Origin of the sequence: Caballeronia sp. dw_276 (genome assembly GCF_018449635.1) — a bacterium.
Classification (GTDB): Bacteria; Pseudomonadota; Gammaproteobacteria; order Burkholderiales; family Burkholderiaceae; genus Caballeronia.
On record NZ_JAAVUV010000006.1, the window covers coordinates 113,093 to 132,295 of the forward strand.

General features: G+C 60.7%; 15 protein-coding genes. 7 read left to right on the forward strand and 8 right to left on the reverse strand.

Going from position 1 to position 19,203, the window contains the following annotated elements:
* Window positions 1-16: 16 nt before the first annotated feature.
* The 3 genes from HB633_RS14225 to HB633_RS14235 all read right to left on the reverse strand — a co-directional run bounded on the left by HB633_RS14225 (window position 17) and on the right by HB633_RS14235 (window position 3,672).
* Window positions 17-1,336 carry an MFS transporter gene (locus HB633_RS14225; RefSeq protein WP_213778727.1) on the reverse strand — a complete coding sequence of 440 codons (1,320 nt, stop codon included), beginning with the start codon at window positions 1,334-1,336 and terminating at the stop codon, window positions 17-19.
* Window positions 1,337-1,451: 115 nt separating this feature from the next.
* On the reverse strand, window positions 1,452-2,210 hold the full coding sequence (locus HB633_RS14230) for an SDR family oxidoreductase (RefSeq protein WP_213778728.1): 759 nt from the start codon (window positions 2,208-2,210) through the stop codon (window positions 1,452-1,454).
* Between the two features lie 22 nt (window positions 2,211-2,232).
* The gene (locus HB633_RS14235; RefSeq protein WP_213778729.1) at window positions 2,233-3,672 is read right to left on the reverse strand and encodes an aldehyde dehydrogenase family protein; all 1,440 of its coding nucleotides are present in this window, start codon (window positions 3,670-3,672) and stop codon (window positions 2,233-2,235) included.
* 328 nt (window positions 3,673-4,000) lie between these two features.
* Between HB633_RS14235 and ppa the strand changes: the two genes are divergently transcribed.
* Window positions 4,001-4,528 (forward strand): inorganic diphosphatase, encoded by a 528-nt coding sequence (gene ppa, locus HB633_RS14240; RefSeq protein ID WP_060856118.1) that lies wholly within the window; start codon window positions 4,001-4,003, stop codon window positions 4,526-4,528.
* Window positions 4,529-4,598: 70 nt separating this feature from the next.
* On the opposite strand, the gene HB633_RS14245 is transcribed toward ppa, so the two are convergent.
* On the reverse strand, window positions 4,599-4,910 hold the full coding sequence (locus tag HB633_RS14245) for a GIY-YIG nuclease family protein (RefSeq protein WP_213779071.1): 312 nt from the start codon (window positions 4,908-4,910) through the stop codon (window positions 4,599-4,601).
* Window positions 4,911-5,069: 159 nt separating this feature from the next.
* On the opposite strand from HB633_RS14245, the gene HB633_RS14250 reads away from it, so the two are divergent.
* The 5 genes from HB633_RS14250 to HB633_RS14270 all read left to right on the forward strand — a co-directional run bounded on the left by HB633_RS14250 (window position 5,070) and on the right by HB633_RS14270 (window position 12,516).
* Window positions 5,070-6,209 (forward strand): GNAT family N-acetyltransferase, encoded by a 1,140-nt coding sequence (locus HB633_RS14250; protein ID WP_213778730.1) that lies wholly within the window; start codon window positions 5,070-5,072, stop codon window positions 6,207-6,209.
* Between the two features lie 174 nt (window positions 6,210-6,383).
* Window positions 6,384-8,435 (forward strand): NAD(+) synthase, encoded by a 2,052-nt coding sequence (locus HB633_RS14255; protein ID WP_213778731.1) that lies wholly within the window; start codon window positions 6,384-6,386, stop codon window positions 8,433-8,435.
* Window positions 8,436-8,628: 193 nt separating this feature from the next.
* On the forward strand, window positions 8,629-8,967 hold the full coding sequence (locus tag HB633_RS14260) for a P-II family nitrogen regulator (protein WP_213778732.1): 339 nt from the start codon (window positions 8,629-8,631) through the stop codon (window positions 8,965-8,967).
* A gap of 211 nt (window positions 8,968-9,178) precedes the next feature.
* A complete protein-coding gene (locus HB633_RS14265; protein ID WP_213778733.1) occupies window positions 9,179-10,936 on the forward strand; it encodes a cation:proton antiporter in 1,758 nt (585 codons plus the stop codon).
* A 122-nt stretch (window positions 10,937-11,058) separates the two neighbouring features.
* Window positions 11,059-12,516: a type 1 glutamine amidotransferase gene (locus HB633_RS14270; RefSeq protein WP_213778734.1), complete on the forward strand. Its 1,458-nt coding sequence runs from the start codon at window positions 11,059-11,061 to the stop codon at window positions 12,514-12,516.
* Between the two features lie 88 nt (window positions 12,517-12,604).
* Here the strand turns inward: HB633_RS14270 and HB633_RS14275 are convergent, their stop codons facing one another.
* The 3 genes from HB633_RS14275 to HB633_RS14285 all read right to left on the reverse strand — a co-directional run bounded on the left by HB633_RS14275 (window position 12,605) and on the right by HB633_RS14285 (window position 15,583).
* Complete coding sequence (locus HB633_RS14275) at window positions 12,605-13,309, reverse strand: DUF2968 domain-containing protein (protein WP_213778735.1); 705 nt, start codon at window positions 13,307-13,309, stop codon at window positions 12,605-12,607.
* A 100-nt stretch (window positions 13,310-13,409) separates the two neighbouring features.
* On the reverse strand, window positions 13,410-14,684 hold the full coding sequence (locus HB633_RS14280) for a hypothetical protein (RefSeq protein WP_213778736.1): 1,275 nt from the start codon (window positions 14,682-14,684) through the stop codon (window positions 13,410-13,412).
* Window positions 14,685-15,040: 356 nt separating this feature from the next.
* Complete coding sequence (locus HB633_RS14285; protein WP_213778737.1) at window positions 15,041-15,583, reverse strand: GNAT family N-acetyltransferase; 543 nt, start codon at window positions 15,581-15,583, stop codon at window positions 15,041-15,043.
* 337 nt (window positions 15,584-15,920) lie between these two features.
* Here HB633_RS14285 and HB633_RS14290 point away from each other — a divergent pair, with 337 nt between their 5' ends.
* The gene (locus HB633_RS14290; protein WP_213778738.1) at window positions 15,921-17,219 is read left to right on the forward strand and encodes an MFS transporter; all 1,299 of its coding nucleotides are present in this window, start codon (window positions 15,921-15,923) and stop codon (window positions 17,217-17,219) included.
* A 74-nt stretch (window positions 17,220-17,293) separates the two neighbouring features.
* Here HB633_RS14290 and HB633_RS14295 read toward each other — a convergent pair whose 3' ends face one another.
* Window positions 17,294-19,150: a tetratricopeptide repeat protein gene (locus HB633_RS14295; RefSeq protein ID WP_213778739.1), complete on the reverse strand. Its 1,857-nt coding sequence runs from the start codon at window positions 19,148-19,150 to the stop codon at window positions 17,294-17,296.
* Window positions 19,151-19,203: the final 53 nt, after the last annotated feature.

Genomic DNA, 19,203 nt, shown 5'->3' on the forward strand with positions numbered 1-19,203 from the left:
TGACGCAAACATGGCTTTAACGATTAACCATCCGCTTCGGCACACTCAAAGCGAGCAACCCGCCAAGCACCATAAACGCAGCCAACATATACATGCCGCTGGCGTTAGATGCGGTTACTTGCTTCAACCATCCCACGAGATAAGGGCTTAAAAACCCCGCCAGATTCCCGAGCGAGTTAATCATCGCGATCCCGGCGGCAGCACCCGTCCCGGCCAGAAACGCCGTCGGCAAACTCCAGAACAGTGGCAGGGTGGTGAGAATACCCATCGTCGCCAGCGTGAGACCGAGCATCGCCAACGGTGTATTCGTCGACCACACGACCGATAAAACCAGCCCCAATGCCCCGACCGCCGCAGGCACCGCAATATGCCACCGGCGCTCACCCCGCTTATCCGCACTACGCGCGACCAGCAGCATCCCGATCACCGCTGCGCCAAATGGAATCGCCGATAACAACCCAATATCCAACGCATCCTTCACCCCGGTCGCCTTGATGATGGTCGGCAACCAAAAGCTCACGCCATACAAACCCATCACGAACGAAAAGTACGTCAGGCTCATCAGCCACACGCGGCCGTTTTTCAGCACTTCGCGCACGGGCATATCGACCTTCTCGACATTGTCCTTCGCAATATTCCGCTCCAGCAGTTCACGCTCTTCCGCAGTCAGCCACTTGGCCTTCGCGATCCGGTCATCCATGAAAATGAAAACTAGAACCCCGACCACGATCGATGGAATGCCTTCCAGCAAGAACAACCACTGCCATGAATGCCAGCCGTTTACGCCATCGAAGTTCTTCATGATCCAGCCGGACACCGGTCCGCCGATCAACCCGGAGACGGCAATCGCCGTCATGAACAACGTGGTCATGCGACCGCGCCGGTCCGCAGGAAACCAGTACGTGAGGTACAAGATGATGCCGGGGAAAAACCCTGCTTCGGCAACGCCCAACAAAAACCGCATCACGTAGAACATGGCGGGCGTGGTGATGAACATCGTGAGCGCCGAGAGAATGCCCCATGTGATCATGATCCGCGCAATCCACACGCGCGCGCCGACCTTGTGCAGGATGACGTTGCTCGGGATCTCGAAGATGAAATAGCCGAAGAAAAAGATGCCTGCGCCGAAGCCATAAACGGCGTCGCTCAAGCCGAGATCGGTGGACATTTGCAGCTTGGCAAAACCCACATTCACACGATCCAGATACGCGACCACATAACAAAGCAGCAGCAACGGCGAGAGCCGCCACGCGACTTTCTTGTACGTTGCCGCCTCGAAGGCTGAAGGCGGCGCGCCCGCGCCCGGTCGGTGAAACTCACCCGCTGTACTGGCCATGCTGTCTCCTGGATATTTTTATCGGTTGGAACAACGATTCTAGTCGTTGACCAGGTTCTGCAAGCACCTGTTTTATATGGGGAAAACACCGAGCAAGGGGCTTTCCCCGAAGACCTTATACGCAGCGTCCGCCGTCCACTTCGAGCGCGACGCCGGTGATGAACTCGGCGTCATCGGAGGCGAGATACAGCGCCGCGTTCGCGATGTCTTGCGGCGTCGAGAGGCGCCCCAACGGAATCGTGGACAGGAACTTCTGACGGTTCGCGGGCGTGTCTTCCATGCCCATGAATTCCGACAGCAAGCCGGTTTCGCCCATCACCGGGTTGATGCAGTTGACGCGAATGCGATCCGGCCCGAGCTCAACGGCCAACGCCTTGCTCGCGATGATCACCGCCGCCTTGCTGCCGTTGTACCAGACCAAACCGGGGCGCGGCCGCACGCCCGCCGTCGATGCCACGTTGATGAACGACCCGCCGCCGACCGACCGGAAGTAGGGCACGAATTGCGTGACGCTGTGGTAGATGCTCTTCACGTTCACCGCATACACGCGATCGAACTCGGCTTCGGTCACGTCCATTACCGGCTTGTTCCGATGCGTCGTACCGGCGTTGTTCACAACAATTTGAACGCTGCCGAAGTCTTCGATGGCGGCATCGAATAGCGTCTTCCAGTCGGCTTGTTTCGTCACGTCGCCGGCGACCGCAATCGCCTTGCCGCCGCTCACCGCAATCTCGCTCGCGACCCGTTCCGCCGATGCCCCGTTGAGGTCGTTTACCACGACATTCGCGCCTTCGCGCGCGAATGTCTTCGCGATGCCTTCGCCGAATCCCGATCCGCCGCCCGTCACAATTGCTGTCTTGCCTTGCAGTCTCATGTCGTCTCCAGGTCTTGATTAATTAGCCGTGTTTAATAGCGATGGTTTTAAGCACCGTGAATCCATATAACGCTTCGAAGCCTTTCTCGCGGCCGTGTCCAGAGTGCTTGACTCCGCCAAACGGCAATTCGACACCGCCGCCTGCGCCGTAGTTATTGATGAACACTTGCCCCGATCGCACCTTCCGGGCGATGCGCATTTGCCGTCCGCCATCGCGTGTCCAGACGCCGGCGACCAGGCCGAAGTCCGTGCCGTTGGCAAGCTTCACGGCGTCGGCTTCGTCGTCGAAAGGCATCGCGCAGAGGACCGGGCCGAACACTTCTTCCCGCGCCAGACGGTGCGACGGCGGCACGTCGCGCAGAAGCGTCGGCGCCTGATAAAAGCCAGCTTCCGGCGCTTCTGAAACCACTTCGCCCTGCGCGGCCATCGCGATGCCGTCGTGCTGTGCATCGGATAGAAAATCCCACACGCGCTGCTGCTGCTTCGCGCTGATGAGCGGGCCGCAATCCAGATCGAGCTTGCTCGGACCGACCTTCAGGGCGCTGAACGCCTCGCTCAGACGGTCGAGCAGCGGCTCATACGCTGAGCGCTCGATCAACACGCGGCTTCCCGCCGAACACGTTTGCCCGGCGTTCTGCACGATCGCCGACACGAGGACGGGGATAGCGGCATCGAAGTCGGCATCGGCGAATACGATCTGCGGCGACTTGCCGCCGAGTTCGAGCGTGACGGGAACGTGGTTATCGGCGGCCATCTTGACTACGGCTGCGCCTGTCGTGGGCGACCCTGTGAACGAAATATGATCGATGCCCGGATGCCGCGCGAGCGCCGCTCCGGCCTCGTATCCGTAACCCGTGACGATGTTCAGCGCGCCTTCGGGCAATCCAGCCTCGGCGGCGAGCTCGGCGATACGCAATATCGACAGACACGCGTCCTCCGCCGGTTTCACCACGCACGCGTTGCCCGCCGCGAGCGCCGCGCCGACGCTGCGCCCGAAGATTTGCAGCGGGTAATTCCAAGGCACGATGTGCCCGGTCACGCCGTGCGGTTCGCGGATGGTCAGCACGGTGAAGCCGTTTTGATAGGGCAGGGTTTCGCCGTGCAGCTTGTCGGCGGCGCCGGCGTAGAACTCGAAATACCGCGCGATGCCCGCTGCGTCGGCGTGCGCCTGCTTGAGTGGTTTGCCGGTATCGCGTGCTTCGAGATGGGCGAGTTCGTCCTGATGGGCGGCCACGATCATCGACAACCGATACAACACGCGTCCGCGATCCGCTGCGCTTGCATGGCCCCACTCGCCCTCGTAGGCGCGCCGTGCCGCCTGAACCGCCCGGTCAATATCCGCCGCATTGCCGCGGCCGAGTTGCGCGAAAACCTGGCCATCGGAGGGATCGAGGACGGGAATCGTCTCGTTGCTCGCCGCCCCGACCCACTTGTTGCCGATGAAATGCTTTGCTTCTTCCATGCCTGACTCCTGTCTCCGTAGCTTGGTTGAATGGACGCGCGCGGTCCGTTTGTTGTCCGACGGCCATGCCGCACGCGATGCTTCGAGCCTGCTTTGCGCTGTCTTCCCGGCCGTTCGCCGACGCCGGATTGCGCGCTTCGATTGGCTATAATGACGTAAATACGCGGCTTGATGGGCGCGCACGCGGCATGAAAAGAGCATCGCGGCCCGAACCTCCAGGTTTTACGTGTATTGCCGCAACGCAGCAAAATCCGATTTCTGGCGCGTACGGATTCGTCCCGTTCGTCTAATCTCCCGACCCCGAATTTCTACATCGAAGAGAGTGCTCATGAGCTTCAACAACGTACCCGCAGGCAAGGATCTTCCGCAGGACTTCAACGTGATCATCGAGATCCCGGCGCAAAGCGATCCGGTGAAGTACGAGGCGGACAAGGACATGGGCTTGCTCGTGGTCGACCGTTTTATTGGCACGGGCATGCGTTACCCGGCGAACTACGGTTTCATCCCGCAAACGCTTTCCGGCGACGGCGATCCGGTCGATGTACTGGTGATCACGCCGTTTCCGCTGCTGGCAGGCTCGGTGGTTCGCGCGCGCGCGCTGGGGATGTTGCAGATGACGGATGAATCGGGCGTGGACGCTAAGTTGGTCGCGGTCGCCCACGACAAGATTTGCCCGATGACGGCGCACATGAAGACCGTCGATGACGTGCCGGAATACCTGAAGGACCAGATCAAGCATTTCTTCGAGCAGTACAAGGCGCTCGAGAAGGGCAAGTGGGTGAAGGTCGAAGGCTGGCAGGGCGTGGAAGCAGCCCACAAGGAAATTACCGAAGGCGTGGCTAACTTCAAAAAGTAAGGTTAGAAGCCAACTTTTGAAGTACAGAAGACCGCCCGGTCTTGCCTCATGGCAGGACTGGGCGGTTTTTTTACGTCTCGACCGGAGGGGCGTCTTCATCTTCAGCTTCTTCCGCTGGTATAACTTCCGCCAGCGTCAACTCACCCGCAACCAAGCGCCACTTCCGCGTCACCGTCAGCCGCTTCACCCAATACTCCGCCCGCGAAGCCTCCGCTCGCCCACTGAGCTCGAACGAAGCCCGCACGGCCACCGGCTTGCGCGATCGGGTATACCTCGCGCCATCGCCGCTCAGGTGTTTGGCGAAACGCGCTTCGACATCGGTGGCAATCCCGGTGTAGAGACTTCCGTCGACGCATTCGATCAGATACAGAAACCAGGGCATGAGGCGGAAGGTGAAAACCGGATGCCGCGCATTATCGCTTAAGCCCTGGCCATAAACCCCGCTCCGACAAAAACCCGCGACTTCGGCGAGAATAACTGTTCCGCGCTGCATCAAGCGCACGGCAGCAGCCACGAACAAGCCCGAAGCGAGGTAAGCCTGTTGAACCGCACGGTCGAAATACATGTAGTCGATTCGCTCGACACCGTGAGCCCGGACGAATGGAACCGTCTCGCCGGCGACAACCCGTTCGTCCGCCACGAATTCCTCTCGGCATTGCAGGACACGGGTTGCGCGGTCGCGCGAACCGGCTGGCGTCCGCATTTCCTGCTGCTCAAACGCGACGGCCAGCTTGCCGGCGTCATGCCGCTTTATCTCAAGAAACATTCGCGCGGCGAGTACGTGTTCGATCACGCCTGGGCCGACGCCTTCGAGCGCAACGGCATTCCGTACTATCCGAAGGGGTTATCGGCGGTGCCGTTTTCGCCTGTGACCGGCCCGCGCCTGATCGCGGCCACGCACGAAGAGCGCGTGATGCTGGCGCGCGGGGCGATCGAATTGTCGAAGCAGCTGGAGCTTTCGTCGCTGCATGTGCTGTTTCCGCAGGAACAGGACCTTGAAGCGCTGACGGAAGCCGGTTACATGTTACGCGAAGGCGTGCAGTTTCATTGGGAGAACGCCCCGGGCGGCTATGAAAGCTTCGACGCGTTTCTCGCCACCATGAGCCACGACAAGCGCAAGAAGGTAAAGCAGGACCGCCGCCGCGTCACCGACGCCGGCGTGAGTTACACCTGGCTGCGCGGCGCGCAAATCGATACGGATGCGCTCGATTTCTTCTACGCGTGCTACGAAAACACGTATCGCGAGCACTGGAATCCGCCGTATTTATCGCGTGAATTCTTCGGCCAGATTCACGCGGCTGCGCCCGAAAGCATGCTGCTCGTGATCGCCGAAGCCGATGGCAAACGGCTCGCGTGCGCGCTGAACATGATCGGCGGCGACGTGATGTTCGGCCGTTACTGGGGCACGAAAGAGTTTGTCTCGGGGCTCCATTTCGAGACGTGTTATATGCAGGGCATCGAATATTGCATCGTGAACGGGCTGGCGCGGTTCGAGGGCGGCGCGCAAGGCGTGCACAAGATGTCGCGCGGCATGCTGCCCACGCCGACGTGGTCCGCACATTGGGTCGCGGACCCCCGGTTCGCGCACGCGATCAGCGAGTTTCTGGACGAAGAAACGGCTGCAATGGATCAGCACATCCAGGAGCTCGAAGCGCACACGCCTTTCCGAAAAAAGGGTTAAAGATCCGCACGATACCCGGCCAAATAGCCAACGTCGGAGCTAATACACGCCGGGAAACTGCAACTCGACTTATTATCATGTCGAAATGCTTTCGCTCTTGCAGCGATAACCCTCAACCCGTCATGCGCCGGAACAGGACCCCTGAATGCGGGGCATCGTATGGACAAGCTCAAGATGAAAAACCGATTCTTCAACCTCTATAGCCACGATTTCGCGCGCGTGGCGGTGGGTGTGCCGCGCTGCAAAGTCGCCGATCCTGCATTCAACGCAGCCGAAACCATCGAACTGGCGAAGCAGGCGGCGGCGAACGGCGCCGTGCTCGTGGCGTTCCCGGAGCTCGGCATCTCGGCTTATACGTGCGACGACCTGTTCCACCAGCGCGCCTTGCTCGACGCCTGTGAGGAGGCGCTTGCAACGGTGGTGGCGGCGTCGAAGAACTCGTCCATTGCAATGATCGTAGGCATGCCGTTGCGCGTGGAGCATACGCTTTTCAACTGCGCCGTTGTGATCGCGGGTGGCCGGATTCAGGGCGTCGTGCCGAAGAGCTATCTGCCGAATTACGGCGAGTTCTACGAAGCGCGGCAGTTCAGCGCGGCCGAAAACGCGTCGGTCGACCGGGTGAACTTGCTGGGATCGGACGTGCCGTTCGGATCGTCGCTGCTGTTCGAAATCGCCGATATGCCGCTGTTCCGCTTCCACGTGGAGATTTGCGAGGACGTCTGGGTGCCGATTCCTCCGTCATCGTTTGCTGCGCTGGCGGGCGCGACCGTGCTGGTGAATTTGTCGGCGTCGAACGTGGTGGTGGGCAAGGCGGGCTACCGGCACCAACTGGTCTCGCAGCAATCCGCCCGATGCCTTTCCGCGTATCTGTACACATCGGCGGGACGGGGCGAATCAACGACGGACCTCGCGTGGGACGGTCAGGCGATCATCTACGAAAACGGCGAGCTGCTCGCGGAATCCGAGCGTTTCCTGGATATGTCGCATCTTGTTTTCGCCGACATCGACCTTGAGCGCCTTTCGCGCGAACGCATGCGGCAGACCACGTTTGGCCAGTCGGTGCGACGTCACGCCGACGAAGTCTCCGCATTCGAAACCATTCGCTTCGAGCTGGACCTTCCACTCACCCGTGCGTTGCCGCTCGACCGCGTGGTGGAGCGGTTCCCCTACGTGCCGTCGGACGCGAAGCGCCGTGACGAGCGCTGCAACGAGGTCTACAACATCCAGGTGCAGGCGCTCGTGCAGCGCTTGTCGGCGAGTGGCATTTCGAAGGTGGTGATCGGTATCTCGGGGGGGCTTGATTCAACGCACGCGTTGCTCGTCTGCGCGAAGGCCATGGACCGTCTCAAGCTGCCGCGCACGAACATCCTCGGCGTGACCATGCCGGGTTTTGCAACCAGTGACCGGACCTTGTCCCAAGCACGGCAACTGATGGAAGTGGTCGGCTGCTCAGCAAGCGAAATCGATATCCGCCCAAGTTGCGAGCAGATGCTGAAGGACCTCGGTCACCCGTATGCTTCCGGCAAGGAAGAGTACGACATCACGTTCGAGAACGTTCAGGCAGGGGAACGGACGAATCATCTGTTCCGGCTCGCCAACTTCAAGGGCGGCATCGTGATCGGGACGGGCGATCTGAGCGAGCTCGCGCTTGGATGGTGCACCTACGGCGTGGGCGATCACATGTCGCACTACAACGTGAACGCCAGCGTCCCGAAAACGCTGATCACGCATCTGGTCCGGTGGGTCGCCGAGACGGGACAGATCGGCAATTCCGGCTCGGACGTCCTGATCAACATCCTGAATACCGATATCAGTCCCGAACTCGTTCCGGGCAAAGCGAATGGTGCACCCGAGCAGAAAACAGAGAGCGTGATCGGGCCGTACGAGTTGCAGGACTTCAACCTTTACTACACGCTGCGCTTCGGCTTCTCGCCGTCCAAGGTGGCGTTCCTTGCATACACGGCCTGGAAGGATCGCGACGCGGGCGACTGGCCGGAAGGGGCTCACGTTGCGCGCAACCAGTACGAGTTGGGCGACATCAAACGCAACCTTGGCATCTTCCTCGACCGCTTCTTCAGAACCAGCCAGTTCAAGCGTTCCTGTATTCCGAATGCGCCGAAGGTCGGCACCGGTGGTTCACTTTCGCCGCGGGGCGACTGGCGCGCACCGAGCGATTCGGAATCCATCGTCTGGATGAACGATTTGAAGAACATTCCTGCGGATTGAGGCGTTTGCACCAGATTTGCGCGTGAAATCCGCGTATATCGGTGAGTTTCGGCGAGATCTTCAGGTGTTGGAGCGAGATGCTTGCGGTGAACTGTGAAAACGCAGCTAGAATCAAAGCATCGATTCGAAATTCGTTATCTACCCATCCGCACATCTCGCCACGCATGTGGCGTCATCATTTACGAGGCGCGCCATGAAAAGCATTACCGCAGTCATCAAGCCGTTCAAGCTGGACGAAGTTCGCGAGGCTCTCGCCACAGCTGGTCTAACTGGCCTGACGGTTACCGAGGTCAAGGGTTTTGGCCGGCAGAAGGGCCATACCGAGCTGTATCGCGGGGCGGAGTATGTTGTCGACTTCCTGCCGAAGGTGAAGATCGAAGTCGTCGTGGCAGACTCGCAAACGGATCAGGTGATCGACGCCATCATCGGGGCGGCCCGTACCGGGAAGATCGGCGACGGGAAGATCTTTGTGACTGACGTCGAGCGCGTGATCCGTATCCGCACTGGCGAGGAAGACGAAGCCGCCGTTTGAGCGGACTTCGTGCAAAAGCGGCCTGACGCAGCTTCAGGCCGTTATACGCTTTAAGCGCGACCAACTGACGGTCGGGCTTGTCTTTTGACGTTATCGGCCGAGTCCGATGGCGTGTCCCGTTTTGCCCCCGTTCTGCATCTCCCCGTCATCAATGTAAATATTCGTTGCGGTACTATCAGCGTCCCTGTGTGCTTTTTGTAAGGATTTGTGGATGCATCACGCGATCGGCTTCATACAAGATCTGGCGGTAATCATGGCGATCGCAGGCGTCGTCACCGTGTTATTTCATCGCCTGAAGCAGCCAGTCGTGTTGGGGTATATCGTGGCGGGCGTGATTATCGGGCCGTACACGCCGCCTTTTCAGCTTATTCACGACGAAGCCACCATCCAGACGCTCGGCGAACTCGGCGTGGTGTTCCTGATGTTTTCGCTCGGGCTCGAATTCAGCCTGAAAAAGCTTTTCAAGGTCGGGGCGACGGCTTTCGTGGCGGCCGCGTCCGAGATCGTGCTGATGATCTGGATTGGCTATGAAATCGGTCAATGGTTCGGCTGGAACGCGATGGATTCACTGTTCCTCGGCGCCATGCTGGCCATTTCTTCGACCACGATCATCGTCAAGGCGCTCTCCGAACTCGGCATGAAGGGCGAGCCGTTCGCGCAACTGATCTTTGGCATTTTGATTGTCGAGGACATTCTCGCGATCGCCATGCTTGTGCTGTTGTCGGGTATCGCGCAGACGGGATCGGTGTCGGCGGGCGTGGCGTTCATCACGCTTGGAAAGTTGCTGCTGTTCATGACGGTATCGATGGTCATCGGCATCCTGATCGTGCCGCGTGCACTGGATTACGTTGCCAAGGCCAAGAGTGACGAGATGCTGCTCGTCACGGTGCTTGGCTTCTGTTTCGGCTTCTGTTTGCTTGTCGTGAAGCTGGACTACAGCATCGCGTTGGGGGCGTTTTTGATTGGCGCAATCATGGCCGAATCGCGAAACCTGCAGCGGATCGAGCACCTGATCGCGCCGGTTCGCGACATGTTTTCTGCCATCTTTTTCGTGACCATCGGGCTGATGCTCAATCCGGCGGTGCTCGTCGATTACTGGTGGCCGATTACCGTCATCACCATCGCGGTGGTGTTCGGCAAGATTGTGTCGTGCGGGCTCGGGACTTTCCTTGCGGGCAGGGACGGGCGCACGTCGATGCGCGTCGGCATGAGCGTCGCGCAGATCGGGGAGTTCTCGTTCATCATCGCGTCGCTGGGGGTATCGCTGAAAGTGACGAGCAGTTTCCTGTATCCGATCGCAGTCGCGGTCTCCGCGTTGACCACGTTGTTCACGCCATACCTGATCAAGGCGGCCGATCCGATCACGCGGCGTATCGCCCGGTCCATGCCGGTTCCGGTCGCCAATACGTTCGGTTTGTATTCGCAATGGCTCGCGAGCCTTTCGCCCGATACATCCGGCCCGACGCTCTTCAGCATGACGCGGCGGATCGTGCTGCAGATAGCGGTCAATCTTGCGCTGGTCGCCGCCATCTTTCTCGCGGCCTCCTATTCGGCACCGGTAGCCACGAGCTATCTGGCCCGCTGGCTGCCTTCCAACGACGCGCAGCGCGTCGCCATCTGGAGCGCCGCATTGCTGGTATCGATGCCGTTTCTCGTCGCGGTTTACCGGAAGCTCGAGTCGCTTGCGTTGATGCTGGCCGAAGTCAGCGTGCAGCCGGCGAAGGCAGGGCGCTTCACCAGCGCGTTGCGCTCCGCGATCTCCGGCCTGATCCCGATTCTCGCGATGTTCGGGGTCTTCTTGCTGGTCACCGTATTGTCGGGCGGCATTCTTCCGCCATTCGGCCTGATGATTGCGGTGCTTGTCTGCGCGGCGCTGTTGCTGACCGTGTTATGGCGCTGGTGCGTGAAGATCCACGCGACGATGCAGATCGCGCTGCGAGAAACTTTTGAAGAGCCGCGGGATCATTGATTAGCATGAAATGTTTCTTTCCTCTGGTAATGTGAGCAATTGTTTGATGGTTTGCCGCCCCCGGACCAGAGGCGGATAATTGAACTCTGACCATTCTTAAAGCGCACTGCGCCTCTATCGGAATGAGCGAAAACAAGTCGTCAAACTCGGGCAAGCCCGAAAATACCGCGGGTTCAATGGGCTCCGGTTCGCACTCAGGTGCGCATATCCCCAATCCCGATCCGGCCGTCCCGTCCGCGTCATCCCAAAAAACCACCGATGTCCCCGCGGCCGCGCAGCCAGGCCCCGGTGCAAGCGCTGCGGAGCGGGCCTCGACGGATGCGCCATCGAGCGCATCGACCGTCGAACCCGTCGACGCAGCCAAAGCCCAGCGCGACGATGCAGCCGAAGCTCGCAAGTCGGCGGCGAGCGCTACGTCCGCGCAAGAAAGTGCGGCCCATGCGCCATCCGCGAGCAAGCCGCTTGGTCTAAAGCCGGGCTTGGCCGCGGAGATCGAGTCGGCGACCGAAGCGCAGGCGAGCCTCGCGGAAGAGGTCCAAACCGCGACCGAAGCGCAAGCCGCGGAAACCGTGGAAATAAACACGGAAACCGTGACATCGCGCGCCAGTGCACTGCCTCCGGAATTCACGGCGGCGCCTGATTTCGGCACGTTCCATCCGCCGCCCATACCGCCGGAAGCGCCTGGCGGCAAGCAAGCGCCGCCCGCTTATTTGCGACAGAGCGATTCCGCATGGTCGGTGTTCGGCCGCGTGATCAAGGCGCGTGCCCGGCAGATCTTCGATCGCGCCGGACAGCGCATCACGCAACGAACACTGAAGATTGGTGTATCGGCGCGGATCTTCCACCCTGAACCGGGTGCCAAAGGCCTGCGCGGCAAGACGCTTCAGTACCTGGAAGAATCGATTGCACACTGGGTGATGTCGCGCGACGTGCTCGTGTTCATGATCCCAACGGTCGGTCATCAGGGCATGCTGCATCCGAGCAACATCCGGCTGCGCGATTACGCCAAGCATCTCGATGGCCTGTTGCTTCAGGGCGGCGCGGATGTATCGCCGCAATCCTACGCGGAAGCGGCGACGCGCCACGAATGGCCCGGGGACCGTGTCCGCGACATGTATGAGCTTGAGCTGCTGCATGAGTTCATCGAGTCGGGCAAGCCGGTCCTCGGCGTATGCCGCGGTTGTCAGCTCATCAACGTGGCGTTCGGCGGCACGCTGTATCAGGACATTGCCACCGACGTCCCGACGGCCGGCATCCACGTCAATGAGCAATACGACCAGCATCGTCATCCGATTCGTTTCCCCGATGGCTCGACGCTCGTCAACATGTTCCCCGGCCGCCGCGACGCGCTCGTCAATTCGATCCACCATCAGGCAGTCAAGACGATTGGCCGCGATCTGAACATCGAGGCGGTATCTGCGGCGGATGGCATTATCGAAGCCGTGCGTTACAGGAAGGCGCCGTTCGTGATGGGCGTGCAATGGCATCCGGAGTTTCATCGTGCGGGCGGCGACGAGTTGCTCGACTGCACGCCGCTGCTCGATACATTCCTGCGCGTGGCGCGCGAAACGCGCTTCTGAAGCTGCGTTCGGAACGAGCTATGCAAAACGACAAAGGCCGCTTCAACGTCAGTTGAAGCGGCCTTTGATTTGTTTGCGGCAATGAAACTTACTGCACGATTCCCGCTTCGTTCTGATCCTGAAGCTGCTTGACCTGCTGTTGCAGCGCGCGCAAACGGCGCTCGGCGTTGGATTTGTCGTTCTGCAACGCCATGGATTCAGCCTGCATTTGCTGCTGCCGTTGCGACACTTCGCTTTCCTGTGCGCGGGCAATGGAAAGGTCCGCTGTCAGCCGCTGCGCCCGATCGTTCGACACCGCGATCACGCGTTCCAGCAACGCCTTTTGCGCCTGCAGTTGCGTGCGCTGGATCTCGCCCTCGGCGAGCGAATAACTCTTCCGCGCGAACTGCGCATAGACCGTTTCCGCGTGCATGTTGTCCTGCGACTTCACCACGCGCCAGAAATTCTTGTCCTGGAACAGCGCGACGTAATACACCATCTCTTGCGGATAGAAAAAAAGCGCCGCGCCATAGTTGCCGTTGTACGTGACGCGCAACTCGGTGAGCTGTTTCGCCTGAACCATCTGTCTGAGTTCCGATACGTTGCCCGCGGCCTGGCCGCTGGTCGTGCCGTCGCTGCCATCTTTGAAATCATCCATGGAGCCATAGGCGGGTACCGGACGGACGGGGTCGGCAAGACCCGTTGCTGAGAGCAGCGTGCCTACGGGCTGATAAGCATTGACGACGGTCGAGCCGAATCCGATGACAACAACAAACAATGCTTGCAGAAGGGTGGAGGTGGAACAGGACTTCATAGTGCGAGGCTTCTAGATTGATTGAGGGTCGATGCAAGGCGTGACGCATTCAAAACACGCCACGCCTTTGCCGCCACGAGACCGTCCGGTCGACGCGCGATTACTTCAGGAATTGCGATCCCGGATCGGTGACACGGCGTTGGCTGAGATCGGAACTCCAGTTCGATGAATCGCCCGAACCCGAGCGCGAAGTTGCGCGAACGGTCTGGCGGGAGGCGCCGCTGTTGTCGTCGAGGACGGCTGAGTGCGCGAGCATGTTGTACATCTCGGCAACGCTAAGCGATGAACCCGACGAGGCCGTGCGCATATCGTCGCGCGGCTGGGAGCGGCGGCCTGGCGACGCAAGCGGCGCGTCGAATCCGCTGCTGCGATAAACCGGCGTGCCCTGATATTCGTGACCATGGCGTCGTTGTACGACTTCGTAGCTGCGCGCCTCGCGGTTCGCGGCTGCAAAACGCTTGCCCTTGGCGTTGACCTTTACGCGGTCACGCTCCGGCGCTTGTGCAACAACTTGCGGTTTCGTTTGCGCGATAACCGGCGGCTTTGTTGTACGCGCCGTCGCCTTGCTGGCGCTGGCCGGCGTGGTGTTGCTGGCGACCACAGTGGCGCGCGATGACGGCTTGGCGCTTGCATTCGAAACCATGCTTGCCGGCGCCGCAACCGCCGGCGCGGAAGGTGTCTGCAATGCAGGCAAAGCCGCGACCGCAACAGTCGAAGGCTTTGACGAAGCCACGGCGGCAGGTTGGGTAGAAGCTATAGCCGAAGTAGAGGCGGAAGAAGCACTAGAAGTAGCAGCCGGCGCAACTGCAGCGACAGACGGAGCCGCCGCAACCACCGCAGGCTTGGCCACGGGCGTTTCCTTCAACGCAACCACGGCCGGCTGTGCTTCCGGATTCTGATGACCGATCCGTGTACCAAACAACGCCCACGCGATAAACGCAGCGCAAGCCAGTGCAATCGCGCCGCCGGCAACCTGTTTGCGACGATCGTTTGCAGGCGGAGTTCTGACCATGCGATCGTCCGGCGCGGTGAACGGCTCGAATGCGAACGGCGCGGGTTCCGGGGGCGGTGGTTCGGCTTGGAAGGACGCAGCGGCAAGGGTGTTCTGCTCGGTCTGCAGCATTTGGTCATTGCGTCTGAACTTGCCCCAGAGGCTTGCCGGCGTGTACGGAAAACGCTCGTTGGGAAGCGAGAGCGGACTGACATAAGCCGTAAGAAATCGCGCCGCGTAAAACGGAATTTCGTATTCGGTCAAAGCCGGGCGCGCGCTCGTCAGCGTCCACTCTTCGCCATACACGGCGCTAGGCATACCGGCAAGCGGGTACAAAGTTGGCAGAAGAAGATCGCCTTGTACAACGACCAGAGGAGCATTCATCTTTTTCTCATTTCCGAAAGCGGGCGTCAGGACTGCTCAACGAACTAACAAGCGGGGCAGCCGTGTGGACATCGCCCGGATGTTGCTGCCAAGGTGACAGATACTTCACCTTGCCGGACCCGCCACAGAACAGCCCTCGATCATACCCAGCAGCGGCTTGGGCGTCGCTCAGAACCTTCTTAGTTCCGCCTTTGGAAGGCACTCGGAGTGAAAAAAAATCGCTGATTGATACGGACGCAACGCACGTTTCAGCGGACCACGCCGAACCGATCCGGATGCTTAGTGCACCGTCCGGCGAGAGGCGTTGAGCGAGATTACGCCAGCGGTTCCGTGAAGGCAAAGCAAACCCCGAGGCATCAGCCGATCGGACGGGTATAGCGCAGCGCAATGATATTGATGCCGCCCATCGTGTCATCTTCACGTCCCGCCAAACGCCATCCACGCGACTCATAGAACCCGATAGCCGCAACATTCGGTTCGAGCACATAGAGATGCAGGTTCTTCGCACCGCGGTCCGCCGCCCATTTCGCGGCGGTTTCGAGCATCGCGGTGCCGAGACCCGTTCCCTTCGCTTCCGGCATGGCGTGCAAGTTATCGACCAGCACGCTGCCGGTTTCGTCGGGTGCGATCACGCATACGAACCCTGCCGCCTTCCCGTCGATGTACGCAATAAACACTTCGCCCGCGCCATCGGCGAGTTCGTCAAAACGCGTGCTCCAGTGCGCTGCGCGGTCGCCGGCCAGTTCGTCGTCGAGATACGTGTCCGGCAGGATTCCCCGATACGCTTTTGCCCAACTCCTTGCATGCATGTCGGCGATAAGCGCCGCTTCCTTTAATGTCGCCGGTTGCAAAACGAGCCCCGCCGGCGGTTGCGAATTTGTAGGCTTATAGATAGGCATATGTAAGGCAAAGTTAAGCTGTTTTAGCGGCAAATACGCGAAGTTTGCATGGGCGCGTTTCGCGTTCGCGTTGTAATATTGGCGGCGTGTACAGTGCGCGAAATTTACAGGTTGATGTTCTGGTTAACCCTTATTCGTCACTATCTTTGTTGTTTTGCGTCATTTTGAGAAGTTTTTGCCGGTTTGCAACCGGCGAAGCTTACACAGGCATTCGGCGTTTTGCCACCGCGCAACCCAAAGCCGGGTGCAATCAACTCCAGCGTTTCATGCCGCGTCGATCCATGCTCTTGGCGTGCGAATCGGCCGGCGTTTTCCGATACAAATCTTAGAGATAGTCATGTCCACCCCTTCACATGCAACGCCCGTGAACGAGTCGAAGGCGAAGTCCGTATTTCGCGTCGTCAGCGGCAACTTCCTCGAAATGTACGACTTCATGGTCTATGGCTACTACGCCTCGGCCATCGCGAAGACGTACTTTCCGAGCGGTAACGAATTTGCATCGCTGATGCTTGCGCTCTCGGTGTTCGGCGCCGGCTTCCTGATGCGGCCGATCGGCGCCATCGTGCTCGGCGCGTATATCGATCATCATGGCCGCCGGAAGGGCCTGATTCTCACGCTGACCATGATGGCGATCGGCACGCTGCTGGTCGCGGTGATCCCGGGGTACGCGACCATTGGGGTGCTTGCCCCGATCATCGTTCTGGCCGGGCGCTTGCTGCAAGGCTTTTCGGCCGGCGTAGAGCTGGGAGGCGTGTCGGTGTATTTGTCCGAGATCGCGACCAAGGGCAACAAGGGTTTTTATTGCTCGTGGCAATCGGGCAGCCAGCAAGTCGCGGTGGTGTTCGCGGCGCTGATCGGCGTGGTCATGAGCCGGATCTTGCCGCCCGACCAGATGACGGCCTGGGGATGGCGTGTGCCGTTCATCATCGGCTGCCTGATCGTGCCGTTCCTGTTCATCATCCGCCGTTCGTTGCAGGAAACCGATGAGTTCCTCGCGCGCAAACACCGGCCGTCGATGAGCGAGATCATGAAGTCGATGGCGTCCAACTGGGGCATCGTGCTCGCGGGCATGGGCATGGTGATCATGACGACCGTGTCGTTCTACATGATCACCGCGTACACCCCGACGTTCGGCAAGGAAGTGCTCAAGCTTTCTTCCATCGACACCTTGGTGGTGACGGTGTTCGTTGGCTTGTCGAACCTCGTGTGGCTGCCGCTTTCAGGCGCGGTGTCGGACCGCGTCGGCCGCCGGCCGGTGCTGCTGTTCTTCACGGTCCTGACCATTCTTACGTCGTATCCGGCCGTGCAATGGCTCGTCGCCGATCCGTCGTTCCTGCGGCTGCTGGGCGTGGAATTGTGGCTTTCGTTCCTGTACGGCAGCTATAACGGCGCAATGGTGGTCGCGCTGACCGAAGTCATGCCGGTCGAAGTGCGCACGACAGGCTTCTCGCTTGCATATAGCCTTGCCACGACTATCGGCGGCTTCACGCCGGCAATCTCGACTTACCTGATCCACGCGACCGGCAACAAGGCGGCGCCGGGCGTATGGATGGGGCTCGCCGCCATCTGCGGGTTGATCGCGACGTTGGTCTTGTACCGGTCAACGGAAGCGCGGAATCAGTACAAGACGGCCTGACGTTTCTTTGTTTGTGTCGTCAAAACGAAAAACCCCTCGCCGTGGCGAGGGGTTTTTTGCATCTGAAGCTGGCGTCAGGATGATGCAGCAACATCCTTGACCACCCGTTCGATAACCTCATCCCAAGCGCCGGGTTTTGCCTGCCGGAACAAATGCGCTTTGGGATACCACGCGCTCGAAGGGGTATCGATACCCCAGCGCCAGTCGGCGGCGAACGGCAGCATCAGCCACAGCGGTTTTCCGAGCGCGCCGGTCAGATGCGCTACGGCGGTATCGATGGAAACCACGCCGTCCAGACGGTCGATGATCGCGGCGGTATCGGCGAAATTTTCCAGCTTGTCTTCGAGCCGCTGGATGAAACGCGCGCGCGGATGGTTGTCGAGCAGGACGCGCTCTTCCGCGGTGAGCGTGGGCTGCAGCACGATCCAGTCGATGCCTTCCAGCCTGAACAAAGGTTCCAGCACCGCGAGCGGCGCGGAACGCGTTTCGCCGGGCTGAATGCGCCCCGACCACGTGATGCCGAGCTTGCGCTTCGATTGGCCGCCGAGCGACCCGCGCCACTTCTTCCGATATGCCGCCGGCACCACGAGATACGGCGTGCGCGCTGGCACCATCTCCGTATTCGATACCCCGAGCGCCAGCGGCAAGCTGAGCAGGGGAATGAAGGCGTGGGCGTCGGAAGGTGGGGGTGTCGCCGTGCTTTTCAGCATGACGCCGGCCGCGTGCGCCGCCGGTTCGAGCAGCGCGACCAGCGCCGGCTGCACTTCCAGCACGATCTGGCCGACGAGCTTCGCGGCGAACGGCACGAACCGCACGAACTGCAAGGTATCGCCGAAACCTTGTTCCGAGCGTATCCAAAGTGTCTGGCGAGGCATGGGCGCGCCTTTCCAGACGGGGAGGGCCGGCGCCGGGACGCTGGTCGGCGCGCGCAGCCGCCATTCGTAAGCGCTCAAGCCGCGGGCGTAATCACCGAGCGAAAGCAGCGTCAGCGCCCGGTTGAGGTTCGCCGCGACGAGGCCGGGATCGAGGCGCAACGCCTGATCGAAGGCGCGCAGCGCCGGTTTATGCGCGCCGAGCGCGAGATGCGCATTGCCGAGTCCGAGCCACGCCACGCCGTACTTCGGATCGAGCCCGACGGCGCGCTCGAATTGCGGCAAGGCGGCTTCATGCTCGCCGATGCCCGCAAGCGCGTGCCCGAGCCCGAAGTGCGCGGGCGCGAACTGCGGCTGCATCAGGAGCACTTTCCGCAGCACAGGGACGGCTTCGTACGGGCGGCCGGCGGCATCGAGGAGATTGCCCAGGTTGAAATGCGCCGCCACGTAGTTCGGCTCGGCGGCGATTGCTTCCCGGAATTGTTCGATGGCGCCATGGGTATCGCCAAGTGCATTGAGCGCCATGCCGAGGTTGTTGTGCGCGCCCGCGTGGCCCGGCCGGATCTGCAACGCGCGGCGAAACGCCTTCGCGCCTTCCTCGAAACGACGCATGCCGAGCAGCGCGTTGCCGAAATTGTTCCAGGTGGGGGCGTCGCCGGGTTGCAGGCGCAGGGCTTTTTCGAAGGCATCTGCGGCGTCTTCGTGGCGGCCCGCCGCCGCGTATGCGTTGCCCAGGTTGTATTGCGCGAGCGAAAAACCGGGCTCCAGATGCAGCGCGTTGCGAAACCGTTCGATGGCGTCATCGATCCGGCCAAGCGCCTTCAGCGCATTGCCAAGGTTCAGTTGCAGGGCCGGATCGGCCGGACGCAGATCCACCGCACGGCGCACCAGATCGGCCGCTTCCGCGTGCTGGCCTTGTTGGTGGCGCAGCACGCCGAGCAGATGAAGTGCGTCGACGTGAGAAGGCTCTGCGGCGAGCGCGGCCTGATAGTCGCGTTCCGCTTCGGTGAGGCGACCGTCGCGATGTGCCGCGAAGCCGCGCGCAAAAACTGTATCCATTGAGGGAAATCGAATGCGAACGCGCCATTTTCCCACACGTTCAACGCCGATCC

Coding starts and splice junctions, on each gene's coding strand:
- HB633_RS14225 (WP_213778727.1), bottom strand. CDS start 1,336: ATGGCCAGTACAGCGGGTGAGTTTCACCGACCGGGCGCGGGCGCGCCG.
- HB633_RS14230 (WP_213778728.1), bottom strand. CDS start 2,210: ATGAGACTGCAAGGCAAGACAGCAATTGTGACGGGCGGCGGATCGGGA.
- HB633_RS14235 (WP_213778729.1), bottom strand. CDS start 3,672: ATGGAAGAAGCAAAGCATTTCATCGGCAACAAGTGGGTCGGGGCGGCG.
- ppa (WP_060856118.1), top strand. CDS start 4,001: ATGAGCTTCAACAACGTACCCGCAGGCAAGGATCTTCCGCAGGACTTC.
- HB633_RS14245 (WP_213779071.1), bottom strand. CDS start 4,910: ATGCCCTGGTTTCTGTATCTGATCGAATGCGTCGACGGAAGTCTCTAC.
- HB633_RS14255 (WP_213778731.1), top strand. CDS start 6,384: ATGAAAAACCGATTCTTCAACCTCTATAGCCACGATTTCGCGCGCGTG.
- HB633_RS14260 (WP_213778732.1), top strand. CDS start 8,629: ATGAAAAGCATTACCGCAGTCATCAAGCCGTTCAAGCTGGACGAAGTT.
- HB633_RS14265 (WP_213778733.1), top strand. CDS start 9,179: ATGCATCACGCGATCGGCTTCATACAAGATCTGGCGGTAATCATGGCG.
- HB633_RS14270 (WP_213778734.1), top strand. CDS start 11,059: ATGAGCGAAAACAAGTCGTCAAACTCGGGCAAGCCCGAAAATACCGCG.
- HB633_RS14275 (WP_213778735.1), bottom strand. CDS start 13,309: ATGAAGTCCTGTTCCACCTCCACCCTTCTGCAAGCATTGTTTGTTGTT.
- HB633_RS14280 (WP_213778736.1), bottom strand. CDS start 14,684: ATGAATGCTCCTCTGGTCGTTGTACAAGGCGATCTTCTTCTGCCAACT.
- HB633_RS14285 (WP_213778737.1), bottom strand. CDS start 15,583: ATGCCTATCTATAAGCCTACAAATTCGCAACCGCCGGCGGGGCTCGTT.
- HB633_RS14290 (WP_213778738.1), top strand. CDS start 15,921: ATGTCCACCCCTTCACATGCAACGCCCGTGAACGAGTCGAAGGCGAAG.
- HB633_RS14295 (WP_213778739.1), bottom strand. CDS start 19,150: ATGGATACAGTTTTTGCGCGCGGCTTCGCGGCACATCGCGACGGTCGC.